This is a genomic window from Streptomyces aculeolatus (genome assembly GCF_020400605.1).
Lineage (GTDB): Bacteria > Actinomycetota > Actinomycetes > Streptomycetales > Streptomycetaceae > Streptomyces > Streptomyces aculeolatus.
On sequence record NZ_JAINRD010000002.1, the window covers coordinates 48019 to 63961 of the forward strand.

Here is a 15943-nt window from a genome sequence, read left to right on the forward strand (position 1 = left end):
TCTCGCGACCGGTCGTTCAACGTTCAACATTTCGAACACCGGTGGCGTGTGCGCACACGGCCACTTCCGCACGGCGCTCGACCACTGCCCATCCGACTCCGCGCTCGCCGCCGGGCGAGCGCGGAGCCCGGACTGCCAGGAGGCTTCTGTGCGTTTGACGTATGTGTCCGACCCCCACGCTCTCGCGACGGCTACGAACCATCTGCCCGACGCCGACCGCCGGCTGTTCCGGCGGTTCGGTCTGGGCCCCGCGAGCACACCGCAGTACCGGCTGATCCACCGGCCCATCGAGGAGCACGCCGCCGCCCGGCCCGATGCCGTCGCCGCCGAGCATCGGGGCGAGACCCTCACCTACGGCGAACTCGACCGGCACGCCGAGCGGCTGGCCGCCGTGCTGAGAGGCTGCGGCGTCGGCGCAGGCGACGCCGTAGGGGTGTTCCTCCGCCGCTCGCTGCCCATGCTGGTCGGCTTGCTGGGGACGCTGAAGGCGGGCGCCGCCTACGTGCCGCAGGACGTCGGCGCGGCCCCGGCGGCGCAGCTGCGCCACGTGATGCGCACCGCCCGGACGAAAGTCGTCCTGACCGTCTCGGACTTCGCCGACCTGTTACCGGTGCCGGAGGGAACCATCCTCGTCAACATCGACGAGGTGATGTCCGGGGAACTCCTTCCGAGTCCGGCGTACCCGCTCCCGGATACGCAGGACGGGCAGCGGCCCGCGGTCCCGGACGACCCCTGCTACGTGCTGTTCACCTCCGGCACCACCGGCGCCCCCAACGGCGTCGCCGTCACCCACCGCAACGTCTGCAACATCCTGCTCACCGAGCCCGGCAGCCTGGGCATCCGCCCTGGCCTGCGCGTGGCTCAGCTCCTCAACATCGCCTTCGACATGGCGTCCTGGGAGATCCTCGGCTGCCTCGCGCACGGTGCCACGCTGCTCATCCGGGGCCGCGACATCGCCGCCACCGCCGAGCGCGCCGACGTGCTGATCGCGACCCCCACCGTGCTGAGCCGGATCGACCCGGCCCGCTGCGCCCGCGTGCGCACCGTCGCCGTCGCCGGCGAGCCCTGCCCCCGGCCGCTCGCCGACGCCTGGGCCGCAAGGGCCACCTTCTACAACTGCTGCGGTCCGACCGAGACCACCATCGTCAACACCATGCATCGGCACACGCCGGGCACCCGGCTCACGATCGGCCGCCCCACCCCCAACAACACCGTCTACGTCCTCGACGACCGGCTGCGTCCGCTGCCCATCGGCGAGGTGGGCGAGATGTGGGCCGGCGGCGACTGCGTCTCGGCCGGCTACCTGGACAACCCGTCCCTGAACGCGGAGCGGTACGTGCCCGACCCCTTCCTCGGCGGCGGACGGATGATGTTCCGCACCCGCGACCTGGGCCGCTGGACCCCGGAAGGCGAGTTGGAGCACCTCGGACGCACCGACGACCAGGTCAAGGTGCGCGGCTTCCGCGTCGAGCTCGACTCCGTGTCCGCCGTGCTGGAGTCCGTCCCCGGCTGCCGGCAGGCGGTGACGCTGCAGCGGGACGGGCGCAGCCTGGTGTCCTTCGTGACGCCGGCGGACGTGGATATCGACGCGGCGCGGCGTGCCGTTGTCGCGGCGCTGCCGTACTACTGCACGCCGGCGGAGGTGCACGCGCTCGACGCGCTGCCCGTCACCGCGCGCGGCAAGACGGACAAGGAGCTCCTACGGCGCCTGGCCACCGAGGCCCCGGTGGCGGCTCTCGCCCCCGCCGTCACGCAGGGAGCCGTGTCATGACGGCCCCGGCCGCACAGGACGCCGCCACCCGCGTCCGGATGCCGTCCGGGCCCGGGGAGGTGCGGCTGCCGCCGCGCACCGGAGCGCTGCGCCGCGCGTTCAAGCACCCCCGCCTGATGCACTACAACCGGCTCGCCGCCGGTGTGCTCGCCGGGAACCTCGCGGCGGCCACGGCCGGCACCACCGGGGGATGGTGGGACGCGCGAACACTGTCGTACATGGCTCTCGCGAACGTCGCGCTGGCCGTGATCGCGCGCAACCAGTACGTCATCAACCTCTTCTTCCGCATCGCCACCTCCGCCCCCACCCGCTGGCCGCTGAGGATCCGCTGGACTCTCGGCAAGGTCTACCACTTCGGCGGCCTCCACGTCGGCGGCGCTCTTTCCGGCTCGCTCTGGTTCTGCGCCTCGGTGGCGGCCCTGACCGCCGAGGGTGCCGACGCCGCGGTGCTGTCGGTGAGCTACGCCCCGCTGCTGCTGCTCGCCACCATGCTGGTGACCGCGCTGCCGCGGATCCGTACCCCGCACCACGACCTGTTCGAGCGCACCCATCGGTTCGCCGGCTGGGCGGCTCTGGCCCTGCTGTGGGCGCAGGCGGCGCTGACCGGCTCGGCGGTGGCGCTGTGGGTGCTGGCGGGCATCACCGCGAGTGTCGCGCTGCCGTGGCTGCGGCTGCGCAAGGTGCCGGTCGGGATCACCCGCCCGTCGTCGCACGTGGCGCTGCTCCGGTTCAACCACGGCGAGACGCCGTTCGCAGGGTCCTCCACAGCGGTCAGCCGCAGCCCGCTGCTGGAGTGGCACTCCTTCGCCAACGTCCCCGCTCCCGGCGAGGAGGGATTCCGCCTGACGGTCTCCCGCGCCGGGGACTGGACGGGCCGGCTGGTCGACGACGCCCCGGAGAAGCTCTGGGTCAAGGGCATCACCACGGCGGGCGTCGCCAACATCGAACGGCTCTTCACCAAGGTGGTCTACGTCGCCACCGGCAGCGGCATCGGTCCGTGCCTGCCGCACCTGCTGGCGCAGGAGGTGCCGGCCACCCTGGTGTGGTCCACCCGCAGCCCCCGCCACACCTACGGGGACGCACTCGTCGACGAAATCCTCGCCGTGCAGCCCGACGCCCTCATCTGGGACACCGACGAGCGGGGCAAGCCCGACATGGTGCGCCTGGCGTACTGGGCGTACGAGAGGTCCGGCGCCGAAGCGGTCATCTGCATCTCCAACAAGAAGCTCACGTGGCGAGTGGTGCACGCCCTGGAGAGCCGCGGCATCCCCGCGTACGGCGCGATCTGGGACTCATGACCGCACACGGACACGAGGAGGCGGCAGTGGAACACGTGAAGATCGAAAGGGACGCGAACGATGCCGTGGTGACGGCCCGGCTGCACCGGCCCGGGGTGCTCAACGCGCTCAGCAGCGAGCTGATGGAGGAACTGACCGGGGCGCTCGGCGAGCTCGACGCCGACCCGGATGTGGGGTGCTTCATCATCACCGGCTCCGAGCGCGCCTTCGCAGCCGGCGCCGATATCCGGGAGATGGCGACGAAGTCGGCGGTCGAGATGGCGGAGGAGGACTTCTTCGCCGGCTGGGACGCCTTCTGCGCCCTGCGCACCCCGACCGTGGCGGCGGTCAGCGGCTACGCGCTGGGCGGCGGCTGCGAGCTGGCGATGATGTGCGACCTCGTCATCGCCGCCGACTCCGCGGTGTTCGGCCAGCCGGAGCTCTCCCTCGCGGTGATCCCCGGCATCGGCGGCACCCAGCGCCTGATCCGGGCCGTGGGCAAGGCCAAGGCAATGGACCTGATCCTCACCGGCCGGACCATGGACGCCGCCGAGGCCGAGCGGGCCGGCCTGGTCGCCCGCGTCGTCCCGGCGGACCGGCTTGCCGCCGAGGCGCATGCGGTGGCGTCCGCCATCGCCGCACGCAGCACCCCCGCGGTGCGGGCGGCTCGCGAGGCCGTCGGCCGGGCCCAGGAGGTGCCGCTGCGGGAAGGGCTGCTGTTCGAACGGCGGCTCTTCCACAGCCTGTTCGCCACCAGTGACCAGAAGGAGGGTATGCGCGCATTCCTGGAGAAGCGCGAGCCGCGCTTCACCGGCCGGTAGCCGCCGGTGCACCGCGGCGGGCGTCTGCCCGCCGCGGTGCGCACGGCGCACCCCGCCGGGCAGTCGATTCCCGGCCTCCCGCCCGGCCCGTTGCCGACCTTGCCGAAGCCGTGGCACCGCGGCAACGCGCCCGGGGCCGGGCCGGGGGCGTGCCGTATCCGACCCCCGGGGGGCCGCTCGTACGCCGGGTGCTCGTCAGGCGTCGGCGAGGAGGGGGTCGTACGGGGTGCTCGCGCGGCGGCCCGCCATGAAGGAGAGGAAGTCGCCCACGAAGGCGCTCCGGCCGTAGGCGCCGCCGGCGTTGGTGAGGTCGCGGTGGAAGGCGGTGCGGAAGAGGGTTCGGTACTCGTCCGCGTCGATGCTTCCGTTGCCGTCCTTGTCGGTGGCGTCGAAGAGGACCTCGGCAACGCGGATGAGCGCGGGTCCGGCGAGGGAGGGCACGGCGGTGGCGTACTCCTCGGCGCTGACGCGGCCGTCGCCGTCCGTGTCGAGGGCGGCCTGGAGTTCGCGCCACCAGGCGGCGAAGGCGTCGTAGAGACGGACCTCCTCGGGCTCGTCCAGGTCGAGGCGGGTGGAGAGTTCGCGTGCCATGGCGGCGAGGTCGGGCCAGTCGAGTTGGCCGTCGCCGGTCTGGTCCAGCACTCGGCGGAAGAACTCCTCCGCCGAGCGTCGGTTCTCCTCCGCGGCCGCGGAAGGTACCGGCCCGGGGTCGGTGCCGCCGCTCAGCGGTGTGAGGAGGCGGAGCAGAGCCGATGCCCGCTTCATACGGGCGCGCAGGGCGGTTACGGTGCGGGCGCGGGGGTCGTCGCTGCCCGGCGGGAGTGAGAGGGTTTCGATGATGCTTTCCGCGTCGAGCCAGCCCTCGGGCAGGAATCGGGTGAGCCCGGCGGCGAGGTAGGCGCCCTGCATGAGGGTGGGGGCGCCGGGCATCTCGGGCAGGCCGGCCCGGCGCCGGAAGGGCTCGGGGAGCGAGGCGACGGTGATCGCGCCGATGAGCGGACCGGCGACGGCGCGGCCGGCCGCCCACAGCGTCGGCGCGCCGTCGAGCAGCGCGGGGGCGGGCAGGTGGTCGAAGAGCCGGTAGAGGATGACACGGGCCGCCTCGGTGTTCTCCAGCTCGTTGTCGACGACCCGGTCGAAGTAGCGCCAGAAGTCGTGCAGGTCCTCGGGGAGCTCTGCGGCGTCGCCGTCGAGCGCGGCGAGGAACCCGCGGTACTCGGCGTACATCCGCTCCATCGTGTCCTGGTCGAGCGGCTGTCCGCTCAGCCGGCACATGGTGACGGCGCTCTCGAAGAGGGTGGCGACCACCCAGGCGCGGGTCGCGCGGTCCATGGCGTCGTAGGCGCGGCCGCGGGAGTCGGAGCCGCTCATGCGGGCGTGCAGCCGGTTGAGCCGGGCGGCCTCCCGTTCGCGTACCGCCGGGTCGGTGCCGAACATGCGCCGCATGCTGAGGAAGGTGTTGCGCAGTCGGCGCCAGGGGTGGGCGACGAAGACGGAGTTGTCGACGAGGGCGGCGCCGATCTGCGGGTGAGCGGCCTCCAGTACGGTGGCGCGGATGATGGCCAGGGCCCAGCGCGGGTCGTCGAAGAAAGCGCTGAAATGCGATTCCGGACCGAACAGGGATGCCCCGTCGGCCGGTCCCGTGGTTTCGGTGATCATGACCGGTCTCCCTTCGTCCGGGCGGGCACGCCGCCGAAGCGGCGGTCGCGGCGCCGGTAGGCGTGCAGGCAGGCGAGGAAGTCGGGAGCCCGGAAGTCCGGCCAGAGGACCTCGGGGAAGACCCACTCGGCGTAGGCGACCTGCCAGAGCATGAAGTTGGAGATGCGCTGCTCCCCCGAGGTGCGGATGACCAGATCCACATCAGGAGTGTCGGGGAAGGGCAGGTGGCCCGCGAAGAGCCGCTCGGTCACCTCGTCGGCGGACGTCCCGCTGCGGATCAGCGACCGTGCAGCCTCGACGATGTCCCGGCGCCCGCCGTGGTCGAAGGCGACGGTCATTGTCATCCCCCGGTTGTCGGCGGTGAGGGCCGCCAAGTCGTCGAAGTCCCGGGCCAGTTCACGGGGGATGCGCGGGTCTTCGACCCCGAGGAAACGGCAACGGATGCCGCGCGCGAGCAGCAGCGGCGCATGCTTGCGCACCACCCGGCGCACCAGCCGCATCAGGAACTCGACCTCGCTGCCGGGGCGGTTCCAGTTCTCGGTGGAGAAGGCATACAGGCTGAGCCACTCCACGCCGGCGGTCCGGGCCGCCTCGATGACGTCGATGACGGCGGTCTCCGCGGCCCGGTGTCCCGCTGTACGCGGAAGCGAACGCCGCTGCGCCCAACGGCCGTTGCCGTCCATCACGCAGGCCACGTGCCGCGGCCCGCCACGCGTCGCCCCCTCGTCCCGCCGCCGATCCCCGGGTCGGCCACCGCTCTGTCGCCCGGCCGGCCGGCCCTCCGTCGTTGCGCGTGCGTGCGGGGCGCCGTAGTCCGTCATGCCCCGCCCCGCCCCGTCCGGAGCGGCACCGCCGGCGTTGCCGCGCTCGGTCACACCCCACCCCGCCTCGCCGCCCCGCCTCGTCCACGCCCCACCGGCGCTTTCTCTCCTGCGGAGTCTGACAGCGCGACCGGGCCCTCCGCGGCCGAACGAGTGGCCGTCACCCTGGACTCGTACGTTCGAATCCGTCCGTGTGTGGGCTTCACCCTGTGGTGAAGCGGGATGTCCGATCCAGGACGGTCGCTTCGTTCACGGGCGCGTACGCGCCACCCGGATCCCCACCGGTGCCCGCGGCGAGCCGCAGCCGAAAACGGTCGCCGCTCGGAGTTGCGGTGTCCCCGTGACGGGTTGTCGTCCGACGGCACTTGGTCGTGGCGCCTGGGGATCGGGCTGGGGACGTGGTCCGCTGGACAGGTGGCCGCGGGCCCGCCGTTCGCCGCGCTCGCACCATGTTCCGGCGTCGGCCGGTTCCGGGCACTGGCCGAGGCGAAAGGGCCGAGTGGACGGCCCCCCCGGGCGCCACGGATACGGCCTCGACCGAGGAGAGGTATGAGGGACGAACATCGCCGGGCGCCGGATGCAGTCGTCGTCGGTGCGGGCCTGGCCGGCCTGGCGTGCGCCCTGGACCTGTGCCGCGCCGGATGGCGCGTGGCCCTGCTGGAGGCGTCCGACGGTGTGGGCGGCCGGATGCGCACGGACCGGCGGGACGGATTCCTGCTGGACCGGGGTTTCCAGGTGTTCAACACCTCGTATCCACAGGTGAAGCGGCGTCTGGAGCTGAGGAGCCTGCGTCTGCGGCCGTTCACCGCGGGCGTCGTCGCGCACACCTCGGACGGGCCCGTCCGCCTCGCCGATCCGACCAGGGAGCCCCGTGCGGCAGGGACGCTGCTGCCGGGGCGGGTCCTGGCGGCCCGCGATCTGGCCGCGATGGCGGCACTCACTGTACGGGACGCCGTTCTGCCCGTGTCCGTCACCGGCCGGCGCCGGGACCGCCCCACCTCGGCAGCCCTGTCCGGGGCGGGACTGTCGGACGCCGTGATCGCCGGCATCCTGCGGCCCTTCCTGTCCGGCGTCTTCCTGGAGGACCGGCTGGAGACCTCCGCGCGGTTCTTCCACCTGGTCTGGCGGAGCATGGTCCGCGGGTCCGTGTGCCTGCCGGCGGAGGGCATCGGCGCCGTACCGGCCCAGCTCGCCGCCGGCCTGCCCGACGGCGTCCTGCGCCTCGGTACGCCCGTCGAGGAGGTCACCGGCGACGGAGTGCTGCTCGGGAACGGGAGTGAGGTGCCGGCCCGGGTCGTCGTGGTGGCGACGGATCCGGCGACCGCCGCCCGCCTGGTGCCGGACCTGATCGTGCCGGACACCCGCACCGTCACCACGTACTACCACGCCACCGGCCGCCCGCCGACGGCCGAACCGATCCTGAGGGTGGACAGCACCGGAGCGGTCCTCAACACCTGCGTCCTCAGCGAGGTCGCTCCCACCTACGCGCCCCCCGGCACCGGACTGGTCTCCACCTCCGTACTGGGCACGGACCTGCCCGGCAGGGCACAGGAGGTGCTCCGGCGTCTGGCCGAGCTGTACGGCACCGACACGGGCAAGTGGGAGCAGGTCGCCGCCCGCACGGTCGAGGGTGCGCTGCCGGCGATGCTTCCCCCGTGGTCGCTGAGCCGCACCACCCGCCTCGGCCCGGGGAGGTACGTGTGCGGGGACCACCGGGCGACCGGCTCCGTGCAGGGCGCCCTGGCGTCGGGTACGCGCGCCGCGCGAGAGGTGATGGCCGACCTGGGACCGCAGAGGTGACGCGGGGGTGTGAGCGGGGCCGGGCCAACGCCGCACGGGTACGTCCGGTTTCGCCGGCCGCCGGCTTCGGCCCCTACCGTCCCGGGTCGTGTGCTCGGACCGTGCACGAAGCGCCGGCGGCCCATGAAGGGCTGGACGCCCTCGTCGAACGGAGGGTCCGGTGACACCCAGCAGCACCGAGGACTCCGACGTGCTCGTCATCGGTGGTGGTGCGGCCGGTCTCAGCCTCGCCCACCGGCTGACGGAGGACGGCGCCGCCACCGTAACGCTGGTCGAGCCGCCGGACGGTCCGCTGCGTCCTGCAGAGCGGACCTGGTGCTACTGGGGGGCGGGCGTCGACGGCCTCGAAGAGGCGGTCAGCGGCTCCTGGTCCGTGCTGCGTCTGCATGGCACCGACGGCCGGCCGGTCACCGTGGGACCGGCACCGTTCACCTACCGCATGGTGCGCTCCGCCGACTTCGAGCGGATGGTCCACGGCCACCTGGACCGTACGGGCCGCGGACGTCTGCTGCGAGCCACGGTGGAATCGGTGCGCGGTGTACCCGGAGGCGCGGAGGTCCGGTGCACGCTGCCCGAGGGCCGGTCCCTGACGCTGCACGCCCGGAGGGTCTTCGACTCGCGGCCGCTGCCCGGTCTGCCGCCGGCGCGTACGCGGCTGCTGCAGCACTTCCGCGGCTGGTTCGTACGCACCGGCACCGACCGGTTCGATCCCGCGGTCGCGGACCTGATGGACTTCCGGGTTCCCCAGCCGGCACACGGGCTCGCCTTCGGCTACGTCCTGCCGCTGGCGCCGGACCGGGCGCTCGTGGAGTACACCGAGTTCTCCCGCACCGTGCTGAGCACCCGGGCGTACGAGTCGGCACTCGGGCACTACTGCCGCGAGATCCTCGGACTCGGCGAACTCACCGCGGAGCGGACGGAGCAGGGAGTCATCCCCATGACCGACGCCCGCTTCCCGCGGCGCGCCGGCGCCGCCGTGTTCCGCATCGGGACCGCCGGCGGCGCCACCCGTCCCGCCACCGGCTACACCTTCGCCGCGGTGCAACGGCACAGCAGAGCCATCGCCGCGACCCTGCGTGACGGCCACGGGAACGTCCCGGCACCCCACGGGCGACGGGCGCTGGCCATGGACGCGGTCCTGCTGCGGGCCCTGGACACCGGACGGATCGACGGACCCGCCTTCTTCACCGCCCTGTTCCGCCGGATCCCGGCCGAACGCCTGCTGCGGTTCCTCGACGGCACCACCTCACCTTGGGAGGAGTGGGGCATCGGGCTGCGCACCCCCGTCCGGCCGATGCTCCGTACGGCGGTCGAGGTGCCCTTTCTGCCGCGCCGCTCCGAGCCCGGCGCCCTGACCGGAGGAAGCGGCCGATGACCCGCCCACGACGCCGGCTCGACCACGACAAGGAAGTGCGCCCTGTGACCCCCCGCCGCACCACCGCCCCCCGCCGGGGCCGCGACCGCAAGGCCGAGATCCTCTTCCCCGCGCCCGGCGCGGAGCGATTCCGACGCGGGGACGAGCCGTCCGTCGCGGTGATCGGCGGCGGAATCGCCGGACTGGCCGCGGCCACCCTGCTGGCCGAACGCGGCGCGCGCGTGACCCTCTACGAGAAGGAGGACTCACTCGGCGGCAGGCTCGCCGGGTGGCGCACCACCCTCGCGGACGGCAGCGCGGTGACCATGACCCGCGGCTTCCACGCCTTCTTCCGCCAGTACTACAACCTTCGCGGACTGCTCCGCCGCACCGACCCCGGCCTGGAACGCCTCACCCCGCTGCCCGACTACCCCCTGCGGCACAGCGGCGGCCCGGCCGACAGCTTCGCCCGCGTCCCCAGGACCCCGCCCCTCAGCGCGCTCGGATTCGTCGCCCTCAGCCCCACCTTCGGGTGGCGGGACCTCGCCGCCATGGACGCGCGAGCCGCACTCCCGCTCCTCGATGTGCGCGTCCCCGAGGTCTACGAGCACTTCGACACCGTCACCGCCACCGGGTTCCTGGAAAGCGTGCGCTTCCCCGACGCCGCGCACCACCTGGCCTTCGAGGTGTTCTCCCGTAGCTTCTTCGCCGATCCGCGCGAACTGTCGGCCGCGGAACTGCTGCTGATGTTCCACGTCTACTTCCTCGGATCGGCCGAGGGCCTGCTCTTCGACGTACCGGGCGATCCCTTCCCCCAAGCACTGTGGGACCCGCTCGGCGACTACCTGCGGCGCCTCGGAGCGAGCGTGCGCACCGGCACCCCCGTGCTCGGGGTCCGCACCCGCGACGGCGGGGGAGCGGACGTGATCACGGATACCAGTACCGAAGGCCACCAGGCCGTGGTGCTCGCCCTCGATACCGCGGGGCTGCGGCAGGCCGTCGCCGCGTCACCCGGTCTGGGCACTGCCCCGTGGCGTGACGACATCGCCGCCCTGCGCACGGCGCCGCCGTTCCTCGTCTCCCGGCTCTGGCTCGACCGGCCGGTCCGCGCCGACCGGCCCGGATTCCTCGGCACCAGCGGCTACGGCGGGCTCGACAACATCAGCGTCCTGGAGCGGTACGAGGGCGAGGCCGCCTTCTGGGCGGCGCGGACCGGGGGCTCGGTCGTGGAACTGCACGCCTATGCCGTAGATCCGGAACCGGAACCGGAACAGGAACAGGACGCGCTCGTCGACCGGCTGCACCAGGTGTACCCGGAGACCCGCGAGGCACGCGTCGTCGACGCGCGGCACGAATGGCGCTCGGACTGCCCGCTCTTCGCGGTCGGCTCCCACCGTAGGCGCCCCACCGTGCGCACCCCCCACCCATGGCTGACGCTGGCCGGCGACGGAATCCGCTGTGATTTGCCCGTCGCCCTCATGGAACGAGCCGCCACCACCGGCTTCCTGGCCGCGAATGCCCTGCTCGCCGACCGGGGGGTACGCGGACAGGCGCTGTGGACGGTTCCGCGCTCGGGCCGGTCACCACTGCTTCGGGCGCTCGGGGCAGTCGCAGGACGGCGTCCGGTCCGCTGACCCCCGCCGCTCCCGGGGAGCAGAGATGGGGCGGCCACCGGTGCCACGTCACCCGGGGAACCGCCCCGTGCTGCGCAGCGCCCAGCGCCGTTCGGCGTAGGCCAGGTCGTCGCGCCACAGGCGCCCGGCCGTACGGCGCATCAGCGGGCGCAGCACGGGGGCGGCGGCTCGCGCCACGGCGAAGCCGGGCCGCTCGGACGCGGCGACGACCGCCTCGACCACGGCGGTGCGCGGACGCTCGTGGTCCGGCCAGGTCAGCGGCGTCGCGTGCGTCTCGACCACGGACGTGGCGCCCTCGCCGCCGGTGATGCGCATGACGACCGTGCGCGGCTCCGGCGCCGTGAACTCGGCCCGTACGGGGACCACGAGCCGCCCGGCCACACGGAAGGAGACATCGACGACGAAGGCGTCGTCCTCGTCGCCCTGCGGCTCCCGCACCACCGACAGATCGACGAACGCATACGGGTGGAACCACGAGCCGTGCCACGGATCGAGCCGGTTGGCCACCACGTCCTGCGGTTCGCACCGCCCCGCCGCCGTGAACACCGCGTCCACCCCACGGCCCCTCGCGGGCCGCGGCGGCACGACAGGCCGCTCCGTGGGCTCCTCGCCACCCACGTCGTCCAGCCGCACCCAGACGAGTACGCCGTCGTCGTGCACGGGGAACGGCTCCCAGCCGGCGGACGGAGACCCGTCCAGGGCGAGCCCGTGCCAGTGGCAGACCAACGAGCCGCACACCACCCGGCCGTCGCGCAGGGGGGCGCCCAGGTGCGGGCAGATGCCCGAACCGGCGTGGGGATCGCCGTCGGCCGAGCGCCACAGCACGACCTCCACACCACCGACCGTCCGGCCGTACGGGCGGTCGCCCGCGCGCACGGCCCGGGAGGCGCCGACCACGAACCAGTTGCCTGACGGACGGGCTGACGCCCGCTTGAGCGCGTCGGCGATGAGTGCCGGGCGCGCCCGGCGCCACGTCGCCTCCTGCGTCGTCCAATCCGGGCCGGAGCCGCGCCGCCGCAACGGTGGCGACCAATGCCTGCCGCCTCTTCGACCGCTCACCGCACCGGTCCCTTCCACTCGACTGCCGCTCCGGCCGCCGGGGCCGCCCGCTGCGGGTCGCGAGTACGCCACCGGGCACCGGCCACGCCCAGCACACCGGCCGCGGCGGTTGCCGCGCGACGCCGGTGCGACACCACCGCACGACGATGCAGCACGGTGTAGTCCTGCTCGGCGATCGCTTCGAGAATCCCGCCGTAGAGAGTGAACGCGGCATGGATGCAGGGGCGCACCCTCGGATCGAGCATGGCGATGCCCGGTTCCGCCGTCCGGTACACGTCTCGGGTCATGGCCTCCGCCGCGACGAGAGCGGCGCGGATCCGGCGGTCACGGCGCCCGGTGCGCCTGCTCCACTCCAGCAGGGGCCTGTCCACACCGTGCGCGGCCAGCAGGTCGCCGGGCAGGTAGACACGGCCCCGGTCGAGATCCTCGCCCACGTCGCGCAGGAAGTTGGTGAGCTGGAACGCCACACCCAGTGCGGCCGCGTGCGGTGCCGCCTCCTCCCGAGCCGTGACCGTGCCGAGGACCGGCAGCATCTGCAGGCCGATCACCGCCGCCGAACCATGCACGTATCCCTGCAGATCGGCGTACGTGGGGTAGTGGGTCACGGTCAGATCGGCACGCATCGAGGACAGGAAGTCGGCGAACAGCGCGTGGTCGATGTCGTACCGGTCGGCGGTGTCCGCGACGGCCCGGACCACTGGTTCACCGCCCGCTCCGGTGCGCAGTCCGCCGGCCAGGTCGCTCTCCAGGCGGCGCAACTGCCGGTCGCGCTCCTCGGCCGTGCGATGCCGGTCGTGGTCGTCGACGATGTCGTCGGCCCAGCGGGCGAAGCCGTAGAGGGCGTGCACGGCCGAGCGGCGTTCGAGCGGCAGCAGCCGGGTTGCCAGGAAGTAGGTCTTGCCGTGGCGGGCGTTGAGCTGCCGGCACCGGGTGTAGTCGGTGCGCAGCGCGGGATCGGTGATCCCGGCGGCGTCCAGTTCACGACGGGTCATCGGCACCTGCCGGGACCGGAACGGGCGCTGTGCCGGGGACGGCCGGGGGCCGGCGCGGCGGGGCGGGCCGGGGGCCGCTTCCGCCGGTGACGCGGGCGGCGGCGAGTTTGCCGCTGATGAGGACGGTCGGAACGCCGACCCCCGGAGTGGTCCCGCAGCCTGCGAGTACCACGTTGTCCAGCCCCCGTACGAGGTTGCGTGGGCGGAACGGTCCGGTCTGGGCGAAGGTGTGGGAGACCGAGAAGGGGCTGCCGGCGGCGTGACCCTGCCTGGCCCAGTCGAGCGGCGTCACCAAAAGCTCTTCCCGGACACTGTCCGCGAACCCGTCGAGGCCCCGGCGCTCCAGTTCGCCCACCAGGCGGTCGCGGTAGCGGGGGCCGAGCTCCTGCCAGGCGATGGCCGCGGGACCGACCGCGGTGTTGGGACAGGGGGCGAGGACGTAGTGGAGATGGCGTCCCGGCGGTGCCAGGGCGGGGTCGTGTGCGGTGGGGCGGGTGATCAGGAGGGAAGGGTCGCTCATCAGCTTGCCCGTGCGGGTCAGCTCCTCGAAGGTGCCCTCCCACGCGGCGCCGAAGGAGAGGGTGTGGTGGGCGAGGTGCGGCCAGGTGCGGTCGGTGCCCGCGTGCAGGACCACGGCGGACGGTGAGTGACACAGCCGGGCCGGCCGCCGGGGCGTCCTCCCCAGCAGCCCGTAGGCGGCGGGCAGCTCACACGTGAGCACCACCGCGTCGCAGGGGATGCGCTCGCCGGACGCCAGACGGACGGCCCGTACGCGACCCACGGAGCGCTCCAGCGCGCGTACTTCGGCCCTCCAGCGCAGATCGGCACCGGCTTCCGCCGCCGCATCGGCCATGGCGCGGGGGAGAGCGTGCACGCCGCCCTTCGGGAACCAGACGCCGCCCACGGTGTCCATGTACGCGATCACCGCGTACGCCGCGAGTGCGCGGGCCGGGGCCACCCCGGCGTACAGCGCCTGGAAGGAGAAGATGCGGCGCAGGCGCTCGTCGGAGAGGAAGCGGCCGATGCGGCCGTCCAGCCGTCCGAAGCCGCCCAACGCCGCCAGCCGGGCCAGATCCGGGTGCAGCAGTTGGAAGGGCGAGTCGAAGTTGGCGTCGATGAAACGGCTCATCTGTGCCCGGTACAGGCGTTCCAGCCACTGCCGCAGGTCGCGGTAGCCGGCCGCCTGTGCCGGTCCGGCGAAGCGGCGTACCTCCGCCTCCATCGCCTCGCCGTCGGTGTGCACGTCGAGCGAGGATCCGTCCGCGAAGCAGGCCCGGTAGGCCGGATGCAGAGCCGTCAGCTCCACGCGGCGGTGGAGGCTGTCGCCGACGGCGGCGAAGGCCTCGTCGGCCAGGTGCGGCATGGTCAGCACCGTGGGGCCGGTGTCCATCTCGTAGCCGCCCTTCAGCACACGGCCGGCCCGGCCGCCGGGACCGGCGTCCCGTTCGACGACGGTGACGCGGCGGCCCGCACCCAGCAGGTGCAGGGCGCAGGCCAGTCCGGACAGCCCGGCACCCACCACGACGACATGGCCGGTCGGTCCCGGCACCCTTTTCACGCGGCCTCCTCCCCTCCGCGCGGGCCCACGCCTGTCGCGCGCTCGACCAGCGCGGCGAACTCGTGCCGAGGGGCAGGGGGTGCGCCGGAGCGGTCGAAGTACGCGAGGCTCAAGTCCGTCAGCTCTTCGATCTTCGCCTCCACCAGATCTCGGGCGCCGGTCCGGCGCAGTGCGGACCGCACCTGCCGCACGGCCTTCCCGGACCCCGGGGCCGCGTCCTGGGCCAGCGCCGCGGCGGCCTGGTGATCACCGGTTGCGTCGGCGAGCCGGACGGCAACGGCGAGGAGGTAGGTGAGCTTGCGGGAGCGGAGGTCGTCGTCGGCCGGTTTGCCGGTCAGCGCGGGGTCACCGAAGGTGCCCAGGAGGTCGTCACGCAGTTGGAAGGCCAGCCCGGCGCACCGGCCTGCCGCCCGCATCGCGTCCAGCGCGGGCGCGTCTGCCCCGGCCAGGGACGCTCCCAGCGCGAGGGGCCGCGCGACGGTGTACAGGGCGCTCTTCAGGGTGGCGATGGTCAGCGCCTCACCGACACCGGACGCACGAGTGGCCTGGGCGTGCAGGTCCCGGTACTGTCCGGCGACCATCTCGGTGCGCATCGCACGCCACTCCTCGTACAGGCGCGGGCCGTGCGGCGTGCCGAGTGCCGTCTCGGTCAGCACGTCGTCCGCCCAGGCGAGCGCCAGATCACCGGTGAGGACGGCGGCCGACGTGCCGAAGGACTCCGAGGAGCCGTGCATGCCCGCTGCCCGGTGTCGGCGGGCCATGCGGACGTGCAGGGCCGGTGCGCCCCGTCGCCGCACGGATCCGTCCATCACGTCGTCGTGCACGAGGGCGCATGCCTGGAGCAGTTCGAGGGCGGCTCCCGTCCGCAGGAGGGCGGTGGCGTCCCCCGAGCCGCCTGCGGCGCGCCAGCCGCAGTGGGCGAACGCGGTGCGCAGCCGTTTGCCGCCCTGCACGGCCAGTGCGGCGAGGCGGTCGGCCAGCTCCCGGGCGAAGAGGGGATCGACGGCACGGGAGTGCCGCAGCCGTTCGCCGAGTACCTGCTTGAGGACGGTGCCGACGGCGCTCGCCGCGTCGGTCGCGGTGAGAGGGGCGTCGACGCGTTCGGCCGGTGGGGCTGCCGTCTGCGGCAGTCCAGTCATGCAGAGCCCTTCTCACTCTTGGTTGTCCGGACCCCACTGCTTGCGCCGGGTGCCCTGT

At 73.5% G+C, this 15943-nt stretch carries 12 protein-coding genes; 6 read left to right on the forward strand and 6 right to left on the reverse strand.

Annotated features, from left to right (window positions below; translation table 11 throughout):
* Window positions 1-163 precede the first annotated feature (163 nt).
* The 3 genes from LG396_RS04495 to LG396_RS04505 are packed head-to-tail and all read left to right on the forward strand — an operon-like array spanning window position 164 to window position 3869.
* Window positions 164-1771 (forward strand): amino acid adenylation domain-containing protein, encoded by a 1608-nt coding sequence (locus LG396_RS04495; RefSeq protein ID WP_225794007.1) that lies wholly within the window; start codon window positions 164-166, stop codon window positions 1769-1771.
* Window positions 1768-3069 (forward strand): FNR domain-containing protein, encoded by a 1302-nt coding sequence (locus LG396_RS04500; protein WP_225793673.1) that lies wholly within the window; start codon window positions 1768-1770, stop codon window positions 3067-3069. The genes LG396_RS04495 and LG396_RS04500 overlap by 4 nt, the downstream gene beginning before the upstream one ends.
* Window positions 3070-3095: 26 nt before the next feature.
* On the forward strand, window positions 3096-3869 hold the full coding sequence (locus tag LG396_RS04505) for an enoyl-CoA hydratase-related protein (RefSeq protein WP_225793674.1): 774 nt from the start codon (window positions 3096-3098) through the stop codon (window positions 3867-3869).
* A gap of 195 nt (window positions 3870-4064) precedes the next feature.
* Here the strand turns inward: LG396_RS04505 and LG396_RS04510 are convergent, their stop codons facing one another.
* Window positions 4065-5528, reverse strand: a complete 1464-nt coding sequence (locus LG396_RS04510; protein ID WP_225793675.1) for an oxygenase MpaB family protein — start codon at window positions 5526-5528, stop codon at window positions 4065-4067.
* Window positions 5525-6211, reverse strand: coding sequence for a polyprenyl diphosphate synthase (gene uppS, locus LG396_RS04515; protein ID WP_372483283.1), 687 nt, complete (start codon window positions 6209-6211; stop codon window positions 5525-5527). Before uppS ends, LG396_RS04510 begins: the two co-directional genes overlap by 4 nt.
* Before the next feature lie 687 nt (window positions 6212-6898).
* Between uppS and LG396_RS04520 the strand changes: the two genes are divergently transcribed.
* The 3 genes from LG396_RS04520 (at window position 6899) to LG396_RS04530 (ending at window position 11137) form a co-directional block, all read left to right on the forward strand.
* Window positions 6899-8149 (forward strand): NAD(P)/FAD-dependent oxidoreductase, encoded by a 1251-nt coding sequence (locus LG396_RS04520; RefSeq protein WP_225793677.1) that lies wholly within the window; start codon window positions 6899-6901, stop codon window positions 8147-8149.
* 160 nt (window positions 8150-8309) lie between these two features.
* Window positions 8310-9524: a lycopene cyclase family protein gene (locus LG396_RS04525; protein WP_225793678.1), complete on the forward strand. Its 1215-nt coding sequence runs from the start codon at window positions 8310-8312 to the stop codon at window positions 9522-9524.
* 44 nt (window positions 9525-9568) lie between these two features.
* Window positions 9569-11137, forward strand: coding sequence for an FAD-dependent oxidoreductase (locus LG396_RS04530; RefSeq protein WP_225794008.1), 1569 nt, complete (start codon window positions 9569-9571; stop codon window positions 11135-11137).
* A gap of 48 nt (window positions 11138-11185) precedes the next feature.
* Here LG396_RS04530 and LG396_RS04535 read toward each other — a convergent pair whose 3' ends face one another.
* From LG396_RS04535 to LG396_RS04550, 4 genes are read right to left on the reverse strand one after another with little or no spacing between them, the layout of a single operon-like run.
* Window positions 11186-12196, reverse strand: coding sequence for a Rieske (2Fe-2S) protein (locus LG396_RS04535; RefSeq protein WP_225793679.1), 1011 nt, complete (start codon window positions 12194-12196; stop codon window positions 11186-11188).
* Complete coding sequence (locus LG396_RS04540) at window positions 12193-13188, reverse strand: phytoene/squalene synthase family protein (RefSeq protein ID WP_225793680.1); 996 nt, start codon at window positions 13186-13188, stop codon at window positions 12193-12195. The genes LG396_RS04535 and LG396_RS04540 overlap by 4 nt, the downstream gene beginning before the upstream one ends.
* Window positions 13175-14746 (reverse strand): phytoene desaturase, encoded by a 1572-nt coding sequence (locus tag LG396_RS04545; protein ID WP_225793681.1) that lies wholly within the window; start codon window positions 14744-14746, stop codon window positions 13175-13177. Before LG396_RS04545 ends, LG396_RS04540 begins: the two co-directional genes overlap by 14 nt.
* On the reverse strand, window positions 14743-15885 hold the full coding sequence (locus LG396_RS04550; protein ID WP_225793682.1) for a polyprenyl synthetase family protein: 1143 nt from the start codon (window positions 15883-15885) through the stop codon (window positions 14743-14745). Before LG396_RS04550 ends, LG396_RS04545 begins: the two co-directional genes overlap by 4 nt.
* Window positions 15886-15943: the final 58 nt, after the last annotated feature.

What these genes read in the sequence shown, in the direction of transcription:
- LG396_RS04500 (WP_225793673.1), top strand. Translation starts at nt 1,768, where the DNA reads ATGACGGCCCCGGCCGCACAGGACGCCGCCACCCGCGTCCGGATGCCG.
- LG396_RS04510 (WP_225793675.1), bottom strand. Translation starts at nt 5,528, where the DNA reads ATGATCACCGAAACCACGGGACCGGCCGACGGGGCATCCCTGTTCGGT.
- uppS (WP_372483283.1), bottom strand. Translation starts at nt 6,211, where the DNA reads ATGGACGGCAACGGCCGTTGGGCGCAGCGGCGTTCGCTTCCGCGTACA.
- LG396_RS04520 (WP_225793677.1), top strand. Translation starts at nt 6,899, where the DNA reads ATGAGGGACGAACATCGCCGGGCGCCGGATGCAGTCGTCGTCGGTGCG.
- LG396_RS04540 (WP_225793680.1), bottom strand. Translation starts at nt 13,188, where the DNA reads ATGACCCGTCGTGAACTGGACGCCGCCGGGATCACCGATCCCGCGCTG.
- LG396_RS04550 (WP_225793682.1), bottom strand. Translation starts at nt 15,885, where the DNA reads ATGACTGGACTGCCGCAGACGGCAGCCCCACCGGCCGAACGCGTCGAC.